This window comes from Flavobacterium sp. W21_SRS_FM3 (assembly GCF_052113625.1).
Taxonomy (GTDB): Bacteria; Bacteroidota; Bacteroidia; order Flavobacteriales; family Flavobacteriaceae; genus Flavobacterium.
The window spans coordinates 84,785-102,829 of the sequence record NZ_JBGQOD010000012.1; the positions used below are offsets into that span (position 1 = coordinate 84,785).

Consider the following 18,045-nt stretch of genomic DNA (forward strand, 5'->3'; position numbering starts at 1 on the left):
TAATTAAATTATATATACTATAATATTAAGTGCTTATTTTTTTTAAATGTGTATACTTTTTACGCATAAAGAAAAAATATTATCACTAAATGATATAATACTATTAATTTAATGTTTGTATGTGTTATAGATTTGTTAATTATAAAATATCAAAATTAACAAGTATTATAATGTCTGAATTTTCCTTTAGATATTACTAATCGTAACTAACCAAACATTTATTATGAAAAAATTATTGTCTAATTTGATTCATTGGAAAAGCTACCAACGCTTATTTCCTCTGATGTTGTTTTTAATACTAACTGGTAGCTCTGTTTTTGCTCAAACTAAAGTTTCTGGTATAGTAAAAGATGCTAATGGGCTAACTATTCCGGGTGCTAATGTTGCCATCGCAGGAACTACAAAAGTAGTTTCGACTGATTTTGATGGTAAATATGAAATTGATGCGCCAGGGACCGCTACACTTACTTTCTCTTTTATTGGTTTTAATACTCAAAAAGTAGCAATTAAAGGAAGGTCTAAAATCAATGTGACTCTGGAAAGTGATTCTCAATCGCTAAATGAAGTTGTTGTTATTGGTTATGGTACTCAAAAAAGAGGGGATATCAATAGTTCAATTTCTTCTGTTAAGGCTAAGGATCTAGAGAATATTAAACAAGTGAATATTGATCAAATGTTGCAAGGAAAAGCGGCAGGAGTTTCTATAACAAATAACTCGGGTTCACCAGGTGGGGCTGCCTCTGTTAGGGTTAGAGGAACTACTTCTATTTCTGGTACAAATGAGCCATTGTATATTGTGGATGGTATTCCTATTTCGGGTGACGCAACTGGTAAATCTACAAGTGGTCAAGCTCTTGTGGGAAAAGATGGTTTTTCATCAACTGGTGGAGGCGGTAACAGTGCTGTGAGTCCATTGTCAATGATCAATCCTAATGATATCGAGTCGATTGATATTTTAAAGGACGCCTCTGCAACTGCTATTTACGGTTCAAGAGGTGCAAATGGTGTAATCATCATTACTACTAAATCAGGGAAAAGTGGAGCAGGTAAGGTTTCTTATGATAATTATACTTCTTTTATTTCCAATTCAAAAAATTTAGATGTAATGAATTTACAGCAATTTGCTAAAAATAAAACTGAATTAGCAAATATCTATGGTTTTGAAGCAAGACCTGAATTTTCTCATCCTGAACTATTAGGCCCAGGTACTGACTGGCAAGATGAAGTATATAGAACGGCTATTGCCAAAAGCCACCAATTATCATTTTCTGGTGCTAAAGAAGGAACTAACTATTACTTATCTGGTGGGTACTTGAATCAAGAAGGAACTATTATTGGTTCTGGATATAAAAGATATACTGCAAGATTAAATGTAGACTCTAAAGTGAAAGATTGGTTAAAGGTTGGTTCTAATTTAACAGCTGGAATTACCAATGAAAAAGTAACTGTTAACCAAAGTTTTCAAGGTTTGATCAGTAATACCTTATTACAATCACCTGATATACCTGTGAGAAATATAGACGGCACTTTTGCAGGACCACCTAATAAAGATCAAAGTGTAACTTATTACAATCCAGTTGCCGAAGCGTTAACTAGAGAAAATTCATTAGTTAGAAAAAACTTTTTAGGAAATATCTATGCAGAATTCAACCTATTAAAAGGATTGAAATACCGTGCTGAAGTTGCTGCAAGTACAGAATTCTCTGAAAACACAGACTTTAGACCCTCTTATAAATGGGGTTCACAAGTAAATCTTCTTGCTGATTTAGATATGAGAAGACAAAACTGGTATTCAACCAATATTAAAAATTTATTGACTTACGACAAAACTTTAAAAAAACACAAATTTACCGTTTTAGTAGGACAAGAAGCAAATGATAGTCACTGGGAGGGTTTAGTAACGTCTTCTGAAGGTTTTCAAACAAACGAAAACCACACCATTAACTTAGCTAATGTCGATAATAATACAGTGACAGGTTATAAAGGAAGTGCAGCTTTATACTCTCTTTTTGGTCGTGTAATTTATGATTTTGATTCAAGGTTTAGTATGAATGCTTCGATTAGAGCGGATAAATCATCAAAATTTGATCCAGCTAATGGGGATAAACAATGGGGTGTTTTTAGAGCTATATCTGGTTCATGGAAATTATCTAATGAAGCCTTTATGGAAAATACTCGTGATTACGTTGATAATATCAAACTAAGGTTAGGGTACGGAGAAACTGGAAATCAGCAAATTGAAAACAATAGATATACGGCATTATTAGGACAACAAAATTCAGGATTAGGTAGTGGATTTTTAGTTTCAAATTCTCCTAATCCCGATTTGACTTGGGAATCATTAAATCAAAAAAACATAGGACTTGATTTTACTTTATTTGATTCTAGATTGTCAGCTAGTTTTGATTTATATGAAAAAGTATCTAAAGACTTTTTATTCCAAGTGCCATTACCAATCTACCTTACAGGTGGAGGAGGTCAGTATGGTGGTATATCAGCACCTTATTCAAATCTGGGAACAATGAGTAATAAAGGATATGATATTACATTGGGGTACAACACAAAAGGGAATAGTGGTTTTAACTGGAGTTCTTCATTAGTGTTTTCACACTATGTAAATAAATTAGTAGATATTCAAAACGGTATCATACTAACACAACAAGTAAATACTAATGGTTACCAACCTGTTGTTGCTACAAATACTGTTGTAGGTAAACCTATAGGTATGTTTTATGGCTATATTGCTGAAGGACTTTTCAATGATATGGCTACCTTAAATGCTGCTCCATTACAATTTGGACAAACAGTTGGTACAGGAGCTGGTCAAACGTACCTAGGCGATGTAAAGTATAAGGATGTGAATGGTGATGGAGTTATAGATCCTTTAGATAAAACTTTAATTGGAACACCACACCCTGATTTTACTTTTGGTTTTACGAATAATTTCAATTATAAAAACTTTGATGTTTCAATATTCTTACAAGGTTCTTATGGTAACGATATTTTAAACTTGACCAAAAGAGCAGGTACAACAAATGCTTCTTTATATGAAAACCAACTTGTTGAAGCGGCTAATTACTGGACTCCCGATAACACTAATACATCAGTGCCAAGACCTATCGACAATTCAGCAAATAGTAATCTTGTAATATCTAGTCGTTATCTAGAAGATGGTTCTTATTTGAGAGTTCAAAATTTCACTTTTGGATATTCTTTACCAAGAGAGACTGTTTCTAAATTCAAAATGTCACGATTAAGAATTTACGGTTCAGCTCAAAATCTTTACACTTTTACTGATTATTCTGGATATGATCCTGAAATTGGTTCTTTCAATCAAAACCCACTATTATCAGGTATTGACAATGGAAGGTACCCATCACCAAGAACGTTCACAGTAGGAGTAAATGTTGAATTTTAAAAAATAAAAAAATGAAAATTAAATCTTTTTTTAACACATATAAACTGTTTAGCGTAGCAGTTGTATTAGTAGTTTTAGGGTCTTGTCAAGAAGACTTCACAAACAGACCTCCAGAAGATGCCATCAGTTTAGATGCTTACTACAGTTCTAATGAACAAGTAGCATCAGCAACAAACGGGATGTATAGCCGAACTTGGTTTCAAATGTATAATAAGTTTTTCTGGGCCTTAGAAGTAGGTTCTGGAAATATGTATTCTGGTTCACCAGATGTTAGTGGTTTGCGTACCTTCTCTTTGAATGGGAGTGATCCTGAATTAGAAAATGGATGGGCATCTTTATGGGCAAATGTAGCTCAGTCTAATGCAATAATAAACTTTCTTGAATCAAGAGTAGGATCAGGAGTAGATCCAAGTGTGGTACAAAACACCATTGGGGAGGCTTATTTTATGAGAGCTACTGCTTATTTTAATTTAGTTAGAATTTGGGGAGAAGTACCTATAATTGAAAACAATTTAGATTTTTCGAATAATCCAAATGTAAACACAAATACGGTAGCTGATATTTATAAGTTAATCACTATGGATTACTTAAAAGCGATAGACAAATTGGTCGAAAAAAATAGAGGAGCAAATTATGGTGTCAACGGACATGTTTCTAAAGGTTCTGCTAAAGCACTTCTTGCAAAAGTATATTTATACCAAAAAGATTATGTTAATGCTAAATTAATGGCTGAAAGTGTAATTAATAGCGGTGAATTTAAACTTCTTGGTGGAGAACAATTACCAGGTAAAAGCTTTGCTGATTTGTTTTTGTACAAAAACAATAATAATGAAGAGTCTATTTTCGCTTTGCAGTGGAAAGGTGATGGACAATACGGTTCAGCAAATAACTGTAATACACAATTTGGAATAAGTTCGTCTACTGTATCTACATCTAATGCTTCATACGGTGGTGTATTTGGGCCATCACAAGAGGTAATGAGTTTATATGTTTCTGGGGACAAAAGAAAACATGAAACGGTGATGACACCTGGAGATGTATATCCTGATATGAATACAACTACAGGAATTGGATTTACTGTTCCAGCAGAAGATAATGCACAAAATTCAGGTGGTGGAATTAAAAAATATTGTATCGGAGTAAAATCAGATGCAACCGGACCTACTGATGCATGGGCAATGATGGATAACAATTCTTATGTGATGCGTTATGCTGAATTACTTTTAATTCATGCCGAGGCAATTTTAGCAGGGGGATCTACCACATCTGATCCTGCAGCATTACGTTCTTTCAATGCAGTGAGAAATAGAGCAGGTTTAGCTAGTAAAACAGCAATTACTTTCGATGATATATTTAAAGAAAGAAGATTAGAACTTTGTTTTGAAGGGGATTACTGGTTTGATTTAGGACGAATTGACAAAGCGAAAGCAATTGCTATCATGGCTGGGCAAAATAGAGGAGATAGAAATGCATCTGCTTATTACACTCCCGTGTATGATGCAGCGAATAGACAGGCTAATGATTTCTTAATGCCTTATCCAGATAATGATGTTGCTAAAAACCCAAAATTATTAGAAGCACCAGTTCCTTATACTTTTAAATAATATTAAAAAATAACGATTATGAAAAATATAAAAATCAAGTACTTATTGAGCTTGCTTGTAATGAGTTCAGTAATGATAACTGTACTATCATCTTGTTCTAATGATGATAGTGGTGATACAAGTTCTGCACTTGCAATTGAAAGTGTTAGCAAAGCAGAGGCAGGTGATCTAGTTGCAACTGAAGTTGGTTTTGCTAATAATGTGTACATTATTAAAGGATCAGGATTTAGTTCCGTACAAAAAATCTACTTTAATGACACAGACACTTATTTTAATCCCGCTTTAGTGACGGATAAAGCTATTTTTGTTACCATAGACATTAATACGCCGTATGCTAATGCATCTAATGAATTAAAAATTGTAACAAAAAATGGTACGATTACTTATCCATTTGTTGTAGCTCCCCCTGCACCAGTCTTATTATATGGATTTAACCCCATTAATGCTGCAGAAGGAGATATTCTTACCATATATGGTAACTTTTTTCTAGATCCTGTGGTAACTATTGGAACCACGGCAGTACCAGTTATTTCATCTTCATTGAGCGAAATTAAAGTAAAGGTGCCTGCTAATTCAACTGATAAATATGTAACAGTTACTACTATTTCTGGTTCAATTAAGTCAACAGCTGCTATAGGTTCAGCTCTTTATGATGACAAATTACAAGGAGATGCTGGTCACTGGATGTGGAATGGTGCAGATACTTTTGATACGGATAATACTTCCGATAAAGCACAAGGATTAAAAAGTATAAAATTTATTTTTGGAGGATGGAATGGTGCAGATATGAAATTCGCATCGAGAAATGTTTCAAAATACAAAGCGTTTAGAGTACGTGTAAAAAGTATGTCTACAAATGCAGACGCCAGTATCATATTTGTTTTTGGAGGATGGGCTTTTCAAGTTAAAAAAGCACTTTCTACAGACTGGACGTATATTGAAATTCCGTTTTCAGAGATTGGTAATCCTACCACTTTTGACCAGTTAACGCTACAAGAGTCAGGAAGTTTTGGAGGAAATACCATTCTTATGGATGACATGGGTTTTGTATTAAAATAAAGTGTTTTGTTTGAGTGAGTTTGTTTAAGATATTCCCTAATTGCGAGATTAGGGAATTCTTTTTTAATTAAATAAATATAAAAATGAAAAGATATAATTGTTTGTTATTAATTATGTTGTTGTCATTAACCGTTTTTAGTCAAGGGAATACTTACAAGCAAGGGTCGGGTAAGTATGAAGGTTTAGCTATGACACCTGCCATGGGCTGGAATTCCTGGAATACATTTGAAACAAATATTGATGAGAAATTAGTTAAAGAAACTGCTGATATTATGGTGGCTTCTGGAATGGCCAAGGCCGGTTATAATTATATCGTACTTGATGACGGTTGGATGGCAAAAGAAAGAGATCATAATGGTAACTTAGTTCCAGATCCTATTAAATTTCCAAGCGGTATGCAAGCGTTAGTTGAATATGTTCATGCAAAAGGATTAAAGTTTGGACTGTATAATTGTGCTGGCACACAAACTTGTGCAGGCTATCCCGGTACGCGAGGATATGAATATCAAGATGCGCGATTTTATGCCAACTTAAAAATAGATTACTTAAAATACGATTGGTGTAATACACAGGGAATTACGGCAAAGGAAGCTTATACCACAATGAGTAATGCGCTTAAAACCGCAGGAAGACCTATTGTTTTTAGTTTATGTGAATGGGGGGATAATCAGCCTTGGGAGTGGGGAAAAGAGGTAGGGAATCTATGGAGAATTTCTGGAGATATCTATCCTTGCTTTGATTGTGAATTTCATCACGAAGAAGGAAATTGGTCTTCTTGGGGATTTATGAAAATTCTTGAAATGCGCAAGGATATTCGTAAATATTCTGGACCAGATCACTGGAATGATTTTGACATGATGGAAGTTGGTAACGGAATGAGTACAGTTGAAGATAAAACACATTTCACGATGTGGTGCATGATGGCTTCGCCATTAATTGCTGGCAATGATTTTCGAACGATGTCTAAGGAAACAGTAGCAATTTTAACTAATAAAGAGTTAATTGCTGTAAATCAAGATAAATTAGGTGTACAAGGATTTAAATATTCGGCAGAAGATGGATTAGAAATATGGATAAAACCGTTAGTTGAAGGCAACTGGGCACTTACTTTTTTAAATCGAAGTGATGTTGTAAAAAAGGTCGATTTCAATTGGAAAGATCATGTAGTTAAAGATGCCGATTTTAATTTTTTAGCTGATTTTAAAAAACAAACATATGACATAAAAGACTTGTGGCTAAATAAAGAATTAGGTACAACAAAAAGAGCTTATGAAGCAGAAATAGCACCACACGATGTTGTAGTATTGAAATTAATTAATAAATAGGTCTGAGATGAAAATAAAATATAAACTTTTATGCGTTGTTTTTCTAACTGTTTTTGTAGTAGCCAATGCGCAGTTTGTACAAAAGCACGGTCAATTAAAAGTAGTAGGGACACAACTAATGGATGCAAATGACGATCCAGTTGTTCTGAGAGGTTTGAGCTTTGGATGGCATAGCTTTCATCCCAGATTTTATAATAAAAAAGTTGTAAAATGGCTTAAGAAAGATTTTAAATGCAATGTGGTTCGTGCTGCTATGGGTATTGAAATTGGTGAATTAACGTATAAAAATGATTCTGTTTTTGCTATTAAGAAGATAAAAGCGGTAGTTGATGCAGCGATTCAACAAGACATATACGTTATCATTGACTGGCATAGTCATAATATAAATCTTAATGAAGCAAAGGCTTTCTTTGCTCAAATGTCTAAAGAGTACGGGAAATACCCTAATGTAATCTATGAAGTCTTTAATGAACCAGATTATGAAACTTGGCCTGAAGTAAAAGCTTATGCTGAGGAAGTCATTAGAGTAATTAGAAAAAATGATGCTGATAATATAATCTTAGTGGGAAGTCCACGTTGGGATCAAGATGTTCATTTACCTGCTGCAGATCCAATTATCGGTTATGATAATTTAATGTACACGATGCATTTCTATGCAGGAACGCATGAAAAATGGTTGCGTGATAAGACTGATGAAGCTATTGAAAAAGGTTTACCCATATTTGTTTCTGAATCTGCAGGTATGGAAGCTACTGGGGATGGTCCTTTAAATTATGTTGCATGGGAGCAATATATTAACTGGATGGAATCAAAAAAGCTAAGCTGGATTACTTGGTCCATTTCTGACAAGGACGAAACTTGTTCTATTCTAAATAAGTCAGCTAAATCAAATGGTAAATGGAAAGACAAAGATTTAAAAGAATCAGGTTTTAAAATTAGAGAATATTTGAGAAAATATAATAAGGAAGAATAGCTCAGGAAAACTCCAAATTCATTTTGGAGTTTTTTATATCCAAATAAGTCTTTATATAAAACATCAGGTTAATGGAAGTGGTAATGATAATCGTTTGACTTATAAATATAATGTATTAATAATTTCTTCAAAACAAAACAACCCCTATTTAAATAGGGGTTATTTTGTTTTATTTGATTTATAGCGTCTGATTAGGGTTAAAAAAAGCAATATATTTTTACGTTACCTCTAAAAACGTAGGGTTTATTAAATATTGTCGTTGTGAAATTTATATTTTTAGTTGGTCTAAATTGAAGAATAATTGTTTTTTTAAAGCTATTTTTTCTAATTGGTAATTCTTTCATTTTCAGCGTGATTTCTTTTGTTGAAATTATTTTACCTAAGATAATGTTAATAAATTCGTCTTGTTTAATGGTGGAAATTCATTCAAAATGGGAGCTCACATTTTGGATTTAAATTTTAATCTCGCCAGTTTGCCCTTCGTTTTGGGTAATTAAACAAATTAACTGACAACCAAGAGAACTAACTAAAACCAAAACTAAATGAAAAAAGTATTACTAATGTTTGTACTTGTACTTACAGCCAATATAGCATCTGCTCAAGATACCCCTTTGGAGATTTCAGGTTCAGGAGACCTTTATTATAAATATGATTTTTCCAAGACTGCAAATATTCCGACCAGCTTTGCCTCTGATCAAAACTCTATTTCATTAGGAATGATTGATATTGCTCTTAAGAAAACGACTGGGAAAACTTCTTTTGTTGGAGAGATTTCTTTTGGTCCTAGAGGACAATTTCAATCCATTTTAAATTCTGACGGTACGTATGATGAATTAGGGGCTAACTCTTTTCATATTCAAAACTTATATGCTACTTATGCTGCAACCGAAAAACTGAGCTTTACCGCTGGTTTTATGGGAACATTTATAGGGTATGAAGTGATTTCTCCGTTAGGGAATTTCCATTACTCTACTTCTTATTTATTTACTAATGGTCCATTTCAAAATGCGGGTTTTAAGCTAAATTATGCTATTTCTGATAAAGTAGGTTTTATGGTGGGTGCTTTTAATGATGCATGGAACTCCTATACTGCAGATGCCTTTAAGGGGTTGAATGCTTTTGGTGCGCAATTATCATTGACTCCTAGTGAAAATGTGAGTGCCTACATTAATTTTATGGATGGATCCGTTAGTGGTACAATCGTTGATTTAACTGCTTCGTTTCAACTAACTGAAAAATTTAAAATAGGATTAAATGCTGCAGATTATGCGAATGAAGGAGATACAGGATATACTGGAGTTGCTTTGTATCCATCTTATGCGGTATCTGATAATTTTGGTTTAGGCTTACGTGGTGAATATTTTGATTATAAAGTAGGTTCTGGTGATACATCAGTTACCGCATTAACTTTGTCTGCTAATTTACATTCGGGTGCCTTAACTATTATTCCAGAGTTTAGAATAGATAACTCTTCAGATGAAGTTTTTGTAGATTCTAATATGGCAGCCACAAAATCAGCTGCGCAATTTGCTGTTGGAGTTGTGTATGGTTTTTAACGATGATAATAAGTTAGCTTTGAGAATGCATACTTTTTAAGATTACCCTTATAATTTTTTTTTTGACTGTCAGAACACTATATAGTGTTTTGGCAGTTTTTTTTACATTAGAACCATCACGAGTTATTTCGGCAAGTTGATTGAAAAAAAAAAGAGCTTCCTATTTACTGGAAGCTCTTTTATTATGTTGTAAGTAAGTTTTTTACTGTTTCTTATAAATAGAATAAATTGTATTTATAGTTTTCTGGTCTAATACAGAGTTGACTTCTGATTGTATGAAATGCAGCTTGAATGCTGTTATTGCAGCCGGAAGGTTTTTTGTGTTATAACCTATAATACGTAAGCCTTGCTCCGGGTTAAAATCAAGCGGAGCCTCTTCTAATACTTCATCTTGCCAGATGCCAAATCCATTATCTGCTAAAACTTTCCAAGGAAATAATGCACTTGGATCCTGCTTTCTGCTTGGTGCAATATCAGAGTGACCAATAATATTTTGACTAGGAATATTATAATCTTTCTTTAGCTTGCTTAATAAAGCCATCAGACTCGTAATCTGAGCTTCTGAGAAAGGCTCTTTACCGTTATTGTCAAGTTCAATCCCTATAGAAGCCGAGTTTATGTCAGAGTTTTTACCCCAGCTACCGCTTCCTGCATGCCATGCACGTAAATAATCATTCAACATTTGTACTACATCACCATTGTCTGCAATTACATAATGCGAACTAACTTGTGTTCTTGTTAATGTAAATGTTTTAATAGTCTGTTGAAGAGAATCTTGAGCTGTATGATGTATAATAATGAAATTAGGTTTACGCAAATTAAAATTTACTGTTCCTATCCATTGCATATTAATGCCATTGTCCAATGACGAAACTCCCATTCTCGAAATACTATCTTTAAATGTGTAAAGCTGTCTGGTATACAAACTGTCAATGGTTATAGTACTTTTAGATACGATTGGTAAAGGTTCTGGCTCTTTATTAGAAATAACTTCTTTAAAAGATTTTAACTTTGTATTGTATTCTTTTTCACTTACTTTGTATGGATTTGTGGAACAAGATGCCAACAGTGCAAGGAGGATAAAGGAATAAAAGAATTTAGTCATATTTGAAAGCATTTTAGGGATATGTATTTACCTGCGTTTTCTTGATTTTTTTGAATTCTCTTCGTTAAGAAGTTTGTACTTCTCTTTCTGATCATCATTTAAAAATTCTTTTATCTTTCTATCAGTTGTTTCAGAGAGCGCTTGGATTTCCTTAAATTTTTGTTCTTGATTACTATCTCCCTTTAGCAAAATACCTTGTGACCGGATACTTTCTGTGAGTACATTAGCAATTGCTATTTCTTGTAAGGCATCTAAATTCAGTTCTGGTTTTATGCGCTCCATAATTTTACCTACGGTAACTTCAACAGGGATTTCTTTCGGCTTATCTTGTTCCCTACTTGATCCCACCTGATTCATTTGACTCATCCCACCACGTCTACCATATCCATTGCTTCCGTATCCGTTGTTACCATATTGAGCGTTAACTGTAGGTATTGACAATAGTAAGATTGCTAAAATAATTACGTTTTGAACTGTTTTCATATGCTGTACTTTAATTTAAGATATAAAAATAAGAATTATATTTAAACAGGCTCCCCGTATAAATCAAATTCTGTTGCTTCAGTAATTCTGATCATTGCAAATTCGGCAGTTTTTAAATAATGCTTACTAGCATCAATTAATACTTCATTATCCACATCTGGACTGTCAAATTCTGTTCTACCCACAAAGTGACCTCCTTCTTTACGATCAATAATACATTTGTATACTTGACCAATCTTTTCTTGATTTAAATCCCATGATATTTGAGATTGTAACTCCATGATCTCATTAGCACGTGCTTGTTTGACATCATCTGGAACATCATCTTCTAATAAATAAGCATGTGTATTTTCTTCATGAGAATAAGCAAAACATCCCATGCGATCAAACTTCATTTCTTGTACCCAATCCCTTAAAATATTAAAATCTTCTTGAGTTTCTCCAGGGTAACCTACAATTAGAGTTGTACGTATTGCCATTCCAGGAACTCTCTCACGGAAGTCTTTTAAAAGCTTGGTTGTTTTTTCTTGTGTAGTTCCACGACGCATTGATTTTAGTACAGAGTCTGAAATATGTTGCAATGGAATATCAATGTAGTTACAAATCTTAGGTTCACGCTTCATTAAATCTAAAACATCCATTGGGAACCCAGTAGGAAAGGCATAGTGCAAACGTATCCATTCAATTCCTTCCACTTTTACTAATGCTTCAAGAAGCTCAGCTAAATTGCGTTTTTTGTAAATATCTAAACCGTAATAAGTTAAATCCTGAGCGATTAAGATCAATTCTTTTACACCATCTCTAGCTAAACCTTCAGCTTCCTTAACTAATTTTTCAATAGGTTGAGAAACATGTTTCCCTCTCATTAAAGGTATTGCGCAAAAGCTGCAAGGTCTATCACAACCTTCAGCAATTTTTAAATATGCATAATTCTTTGGAGTAGTCGTTAAGCGCTCTCCTAATAATTCATGTTTATAGTCCGCTCCTAACGCTTTCAATAATTGTGGTAATTCAGTGGTACCAAAAAACTGATCTACGTTCGGAATCTCTTTTTCTAAGTCTGGTCTATAACGTTCAGATAAACATCCAGTCACAAAAACCTTGTCAACTAATCCTTTTTCTTTTTTATCTGCATATTCTAGGATCATATTAACTGATTCCGCTTTCGCATTATCAATAAATCCGCAGGTATTAATAACAATTATATTTCCTTCTTTTTCAGCAGGAGCTTCATGTTCAACCTCTTTACCGCTTGCGCGTAGCTGACCCATTAATACTTCACTGTCGTATATATTTTTTGAACACCCAAGAGTGATCACGTTGATTTTGTTCTTTTTTAAAGACTTGGTTCTCATAGATTTGTAAATTGGAGTGCAAAATTACAATTTTTATTTCGGGTAATGTTCAAGATTTGTGATTTTGTGAAGCTAATCCTGCTGTCCGCTGTATCTTTTCCTAGCTAAAGAAGCTAGTAAAAGGATGCCGCTACCATCAGGGCTAAAAAAAAACCGTCTTGCAAAAATGAATGACAAGACGGTTTATATATTATACCACTATTAATTATAGTTCAAACAAAAGTGTTAAAGCTACATTATTATTGACGTTACTAATTGCAGCACCATCGGTTAATCCTTGTGAGAAAAAACCTTGTTGAGAATCTCTTTTTGCGAAAGCATACGATAAATCTACCTTGGTTGATCCAAAATTATATCCTAAACCTGCTGAATAACCTGTCAGGTCACCCATAGTGTTTTTATCTTTATATGGACTTTGTTCAAAGCGGTAACCACCTCTTAAACTTAATTTTTCGATTTTGTATTCAGCGCCTATTCTTAGTTCTCCGCTAGTATCTAGAAGATTGGTCATGCTGTTATTTATGCCATTAAAATAACTATCATTCTCTGGCTTAAATTTAGTTTTACTGTAGTCTTTAATCGCATAGTCTAAACTGATTAAGCCTGTTTTACCAAAAACATAAGCTAAACTTCCTGTTAATTTACTAGGGGTTTGTAATTTATAAGGTTCATAAACATTAGTAATTCTAGGGTCTACAACATCGTTTGTATCATTTCCAGTAGAACTGCTACTAACGGCAACAAGCTTTTGAGAAAACTCATCACTTAAATGGTACCAAGTGGATGATTCGTAAGCTAATCCTAAACGAAATTCTTCAGTTACTTTGGCAATTGTACCTAACTGAAATGAAAATCCGGTTCCGTAAGTATAGAGTTCATTGTCAAATCGTAATTTAGAGACGGTATAATCGGCAGTTAGCGGTGCATTGTTGTCTTCATAAAAACTAGTGTATTTTCTGAAATCTGTAAAGTGAGAATTTAAATTTACTCCTATATATATACGGTCATTATAAGAGGTAGCTGCATTAAATGATAATTTTCCATTATAACCTTCTGACGCGAGTGTGTTTTCTTGGTAGTAATTTCCACCAGCTGGTACATTTGAAACGTATTGTGTATTGTTTGGGTCATTACTTACTGGATCTATGATAAAAGCGTTATAGCCAAGGTAAGCTTGCTGCGCGCCGTGATTTAAGCTTCCGTAACTCGAGTTTTCAAGTGTTCCTAGCGGTACTCCATTGGCAAAAGCTAAAAAATAACTGTCAACAGAATTTGTTGGATTAGTACCTGCAGAAAATATAGAATTATCGAAATTATTAGTGTTTTCATAATTTAGAGCTACAGAAAACTTTCTCCAGTCGCTATTTGGATTCTGGTTCTTAAAAACAAATACTCCACCCGCTTGATTTAAATCAAATGAATTGCTATTTTCGGAAGTTGTAGTGCCAAAATAATTGGAATTATTTTTCGTATCATTATTACTTAACGTAAAAGTTACCTGATTGTTCGAAAATACGGCAGATCCTGCGGGATTAACATTCAGTGAAGATAGGTCGCCACCTAGCGCTCCAAACGCACCACTCATCGCTCTATAACGAGCTGTTCCCGTTAAGTTGTCTTGTGAATAACGTACAGCGTCTGTAATCTCTTGAGATTGAGCTACGCTAAACGAAAATCCTGTGATTAATACAAATAGATATTTTTTCATTTTTTACTAAATAAAGTTTAAATATAAGATGCCAAAAAAAATGTTTATTTTAATTCCCGCCTCTTCTAGAGCTTCCTGATGATCTTCCACTACTTGAATTGGAAGAGTTTGAACTGGAGCGGCTAGGAGAGTAGCTTTCATTTCTGGAGTTATTAGAAGACGGTGTAATTGTTCTTGAAGGAGTTGATTCTCGTCTGTTGCTATTACTGTCTGTCCTCGTTCTCGTTGGTGTGCTGTACGAATTATTTTGATTTTGAGTTCTCCTATTAAAGTTAGGATTGCTCGATCTTGAGTTAATGTTGTTTGAATTTCGTCTAAAGTCAATGTTATTAGAACTTCTATTTGTATTGTTTCTATCTTGAGAATAGCTTCTAGAATTATAACTTCTATTTACACTAGAATTATTAGAGTACGAAGAGCCTCTTCGACTTGGATTGTAAGAATAATTTCTATTGTTATAATAATTACCATAGTTATAATTACCATAGTTATAATAGCCATAATTATAATAAGGATAGTTCCATCCTAAACCAAAGCTTCCGTAACCCCAACCGTAGTACGGGTAATTCCAGCCATAATTAGGATATGCATAATTGTAATACGGATAGTTCCAGCCGTAATTAGAGTACCCCCAGTTATAATAAGGATAACCTAGGCCAAAAGATGATCCCCAATAATTGGGACGGATATTAATATTGATGTCTGTTTTGTCATAATTAGAACCCCAACCAGCATAATTACTGTCTTGATTGTCTTCGTTAGCATAATTATTATCGCTGTAATTGTCTATATCTGTAAAAATTTCTGTTGATTGGTAGTCATCCTGAAGGGAATTAAAATAATCTTTGTAGGGGGTGTTGGGGTTATTAACAGCTTGTCTCTCTATTATTGGGTTATTAGAATTGTTGTATATCCCGTCAGTCTCGTAATAAGAACTGTTTTGATAAGAGCCGCAGGAGGTCAGCAATACGCTTACCAAACTAATAATGGCGTAAATAGCAGTATTTTTGGATGAAAAAATATTAGTTTGCATATCTATAGGTTTTTTTATTGTTGCACAAAGCAAAAATAGTTAGTTTTGTGGAACTATTTAGTTAAATAAAATAATGCAAAATTTGTGCCAAACTATTCAATATGAGTAAGAACCTTACTACAAGATCAGAAGATTATTCAAAATGGTATAACGAACTGGTTGTCAAGGCTGATTTAGCTGAAAATTCAGGAGTTAGAGGCTGTATGGTTATCAAACCTTACGGTTACGCCATTTGGGAAAAAATGCAAGCGGAGTTAGATAGAATGTTTAAAGAAACGGGGCATCAAAATGCTTACTTTCCTTTATTTGTTCCAAAAAGCATGTTTGAAGCAGAAGAGAAAAATGCAGAAGGATTTGCAAAAGAATGTGCGATCGTGACACATTATAGATTAAAGAATGATCCTGATAAACCAGGAAAGTTAATGGTAGACCCTAATGCGAAACTAGAGGAAGAGCTTATTGTTCGTCCTACAAGTGAAGCGATTATTTGGTCCACATACAAAGGCTGGGTGCAGTCTTATCGTGATTTGCCATTATTGATTAATCAATGGGCAAATGTGGTGCGTTGGGAAATGAGAACTCGTTTGTTTTTAAGAACTGCAGAGTTCTTATGGCAAGAAGGACATACGGCACACGCAACTAGAACAGAAGCAATTGAGGAAACGGAGCAAATGATGAATATTTATGCTCAGTTTGCTGAAGATTTTATGGCAATACCCGTTATAAGAGGAACTAAAACAGAAACAGAACGTTTCGCTGGTGCAGAGGAAACATATTGTATTGAAGCGCTTATGCAAGATGGTAAAGCGTTGCAAGCAGGAACTTCACATTTCTTAGGACAAAATTTCGCCAAGGCTTTTGATGTGAAGTTTGCAAATGCCGAAGGGAAGCAAGAATATGTATGGGGAACATCATGGGGAGTATCAACTCGTTTAATGGGAGCATTAGTGATGACTCATTCAGATGATAAAGGGCTTGTATTGCCTCCAAGTTTGGCTCCTATTCAAGTGGTGATTGTACCTATTTATAAAACTGATGAGCAATTAGAGCAAATTACTAATGAAGTGAATGTTTTAACTGCGCAGTTAAGAAAGTTGGGCGTTTCTGTGAAATTTGATAATAGAACAACACAAAAACCAGGTTTTAAATTTGCTGAATGGGAATTGAAAGGAGTTCCAGTTCGAATTGCAATTGGTCCAAAAGATTTAGAAAACGGAACTTTTGAAATCGCAAGGAGAGATACATTGACTAAAGAACTAGTTTCAAAAGACGGAATTGCAACTTTTGTAAGTGATTTGCTAGATCAAATTCAGAAGGATTTGTTTAATAAAGCATTAGATTATAGAAATACCCATATTACTGAAGTAAACAATTTTGAAGATTTTAAAACAGTTTTAAATGATAAAGGAGGTTTTATATCAGCACATTGGGATGGAACAGCAGCTACTGAAGAGCGTATCCAGGAGTTAACTAAAGCGACTATTAGATGCATTCCTTTGGATAGTGTTGAAGAGGCGGGAACCTGTGTGTTTACTGGGAATCCATCTAGTAAAAGAGTGCTTTTTGCTAAGGCGTATTAATTATTTTAAAATTTTTTACATTAGCTATTGTGCGACTCAAAAATAGTTGTATCTTTGCATCCGCAATACAGAAGCAGGGCCCGTTCGTCTATCGGTTAGGACGCATGGTTTTCATCCATGTAAGAGCGGTTCGATTCCGCTACGGGCTACAATTCTGATATTGATAAAGTTTTCACTTACTTTGAAAGTGATAATGGCCCGTTCGTCTATCGGTTAGGACGCATGGTTTTCATCCATGTAAGAGCGGTTCGATTCCGCTACGGGCTACAAATTAAATCTATTTTATTTAGATTGATAATCAACTTAGAGGGATAATGGTCCGTTCGTCTAGGGGTTAGGACGCCAAGATTTCGTCTTGGTAACAGGGGTTCGATTCCCTTACGGACTACAAATAAAAGAATAGTAAAAGATAAAAATATAATAAAATGGCAAATCATAAGTCAGCTCTAAAGAGAATCAGAAGTAACGAAAAGAGAAGAGTATTAAACAGATATCAACATAAAACTACTCGTAATGCTATTAAAGCATTAAGAATAGCTACTGATAAGGCTGATGCTACATCTAAATTGTCAAATGTTATCTCTATGATTGACAAATTGGCTAAGAAGAATATTATACATGACAATAAAGCTTCTAACTTAAAATCTAAGTTGACTAAATTTGTTGCTAAGTTGTAATCACAATATTATCATACAAATAAAAGCCTCTTTTTTTTAAGAGGCTTTTTTTTAGACTGAAAATAAAATATTCAACAATCTTTTGTTGATATTGGAGGCATAGCTCAGCTGGATAGAGCACCTGCCTTCTAAGCAGGCGGTCGAAGGTTCGAATCCTTCTGCCTTCACT

Annotated in this window: 13 protein-coding genes and 4 tRNA genes; 12 read left to right on the forward strand and 5 right to left on the reverse strand. The window is 34.1% G+C overall.

What is annotated here, in order from left to right; translation table 11 throughout:
• Positions 1–223: 223 nt before the first annotated feature.
• The 6 genes from ACEN2K_RS14495 to ACEN2K_RS14520 all read left to right on the forward strand — a co-directional run bounded on the left by ACEN2K_RS14495 (position 224) and on the right by ACEN2K_RS14520 (position 9,935).
• A complete protein-coding gene (locus ACEN2K_RS14495) occupies positions 224–3,418 on the forward strand; it encodes a SusC/RagA family TonB-linked outer membrane protein (RefSeq protein WP_441760050.1) in 3,195 nt (1,064 codons plus the stop codon).
• A gap of 11 nt (positions 3,419–3,429) precedes the next feature.
• The gene (locus tag ACEN2K_RS14500; RefSeq protein WP_441760051.1) at positions 3,430–5,022 is read left to right on the forward strand and encodes a RagB/SusD family nutrient uptake outer membrane protein; all 1,593 of its coding nucleotides are present in this window, start codon (positions 3,430–3,432) and stop codon (positions 5,020–5,022) included.
• A gap of 18 nt (positions 5,023–5,040) precedes the next feature.
• Positions 5,041–6,081: an IPT/TIG domain-containing protein gene (locus tag ACEN2K_RS14505; protein ID WP_441760052.1), complete on the forward strand. Its 1,041-nt coding sequence runs from the start codon at positions 5,041–5,043 to the stop codon at positions 6,079–6,081.
• An 83-nt stretch (positions 6,082–6,164) separates the two neighbouring features.
• Positions 6,165–7,406, forward strand: a complete 1,242-nt coding sequence (locus tag ACEN2K_RS14510) for a glycoside hydrolase family 27 protein (RefSeq protein WP_441760053.1) — start codon at positions 6,165–6,167, stop codon at positions 7,404–7,406.
• Positions 7,407–7,413: 7 nt separating this feature from the next.
• Complete coding sequence (locus ACEN2K_RS14515) at positions 7,414–8,379, forward strand: glycoside hydrolase family 5 protein (RefSeq protein ID WP_441760054.1); 966 nt, start codon at positions 7,414–7,416, stop codon at positions 8,377–8,379.
• A 542-nt stretch (positions 8,380–8,921) separates the two neighbouring features.
• Positions 8,922–9,935, forward strand: a complete 1,014-nt coding sequence (locus ACEN2K_RS14520; RefSeq protein WP_441760055.1) for an outer membrane beta-barrel protein — start codon at positions 8,922–8,924, stop codon at positions 9,933–9,935.
• A gap of 202 nt (positions 9,936–10,137) precedes the next feature.
• Here ACEN2K_RS14520 and ACEN2K_RS14525 read toward each other — a convergent pair whose 3' ends face one another.
• The 5 genes from ACEN2K_RS14525 to ACEN2K_RS14545 all read right to left on the reverse strand — a co-directional run bounded on the left by ACEN2K_RS14525 (position 10,138) and on the right by ACEN2K_RS14545 (position 15,619).
• Entirely contained in the window at positions 10,138–11,040 is a 903-nt protein-coding gene (locus ACEN2K_RS14525) for an N-acetylmuramoyl-L-alanine amidase (RefSeq protein WP_441760056.1), read from the reverse strand.
• A 27-nt stretch (positions 11,041–11,067) separates the two neighbouring features.
• Positions 11,068–11,523 (reverse strand): hypothetical protein, encoded by a 456-nt coding sequence (locus ACEN2K_RS14530; RefSeq protein WP_441760057.1) that lies wholly within the window; start codon positions 11,521–11,523, stop codon positions 11,068–11,070.
• Between the two features lie 41 nt (positions 11,524–11,564).
• Complete coding sequence (gene rimO, locus ACEN2K_RS14535) at positions 11,565–12,878, reverse strand: 30S ribosomal protein S12 methylthiotransferase RimO (protein ID WP_441760058.1); 1,314 nt, start codon at positions 12,876–12,878, stop codon at positions 11,565–11,567.
• A gap of 205 nt (positions 12,879–13,083) precedes the next feature.
• A complete protein-coding gene (locus ACEN2K_RS14540; protein WP_441760059.1) occupies positions 13,084–14,586 on the reverse strand; it encodes an OmpP1/FadL family transporter in 1,503 nt (500 codons plus the stop codon).
• A gap of 49 nt (positions 14,587–14,635) precedes the next feature.
• On the reverse strand, positions 14,636–15,619 hold the full coding sequence (locus tag ACEN2K_RS14545; RefSeq protein WP_441760060.1) for a hypothetical protein: 984 nt from the start codon (positions 15,617–15,619) through the stop codon (positions 14,636–14,638).
• Between the two features lie 101 nt (positions 15,620–15,720).
• Here ACEN2K_RS14545 and proS point away from each other — a divergent pair, with 101 nt between their 5' ends.
• The 6 genes from proS (at position 15,721) to ACEN2K_RS14575 (ending at position 18,043) form a co-directional block, all read left to right on the forward strand.
• Positions 15,721–17,199, forward strand: a complete 1,479-nt coding sequence (gene proS / locus ACEN2K_RS14550) for a proline--tRNA ligase (protein WP_441760061.1) — start codon at positions 15,721–15,723, stop codon at positions 17,197–17,199.
• Between the two features lie 77 nt (positions 17,200–17,276).
• Positions 17,277–17,348, forward strand: a tRNA-Glu gene (locus tag ACEN2K_RS14555).
• A 46-nt stretch (positions 17,349–17,394) separates the two neighbouring features.
• A tRNA-Glu gene (locus ACEN2K_RS14560) sits at positions 17,395–17,466 on the forward strand.
• A 49-nt stretch (positions 17,467–17,515) separates the two neighbouring features.
• Positions 17,516–17,587: transfer RNA gene (locus ACEN2K_RS14565), tRNA-Glu, on the forward strand.
• A 37-nt stretch (positions 17,588–17,624) separates the two neighbouring features.
• The gene (rpsT, locus tag ACEN2K_RS14570; RefSeq protein WP_441760062.1) at positions 17,625–17,876 is read left to right on the forward strand and encodes a 30S ribosomal protein S20; all 252 of its coding nucleotides are present in this window, start codon (positions 17,625–17,627) and stop codon (positions 17,874–17,876) included.
• A 93-nt stretch (positions 17,877–17,969) separates the two neighbouring features.
• A tRNA-Arg gene (locus tag ACEN2K_RS14575) sits at positions 17,970–18,043 on the forward strand.
• The last annotated feature ends 2 nt before the right edge of the window (positions 18,044–18,045 follow it).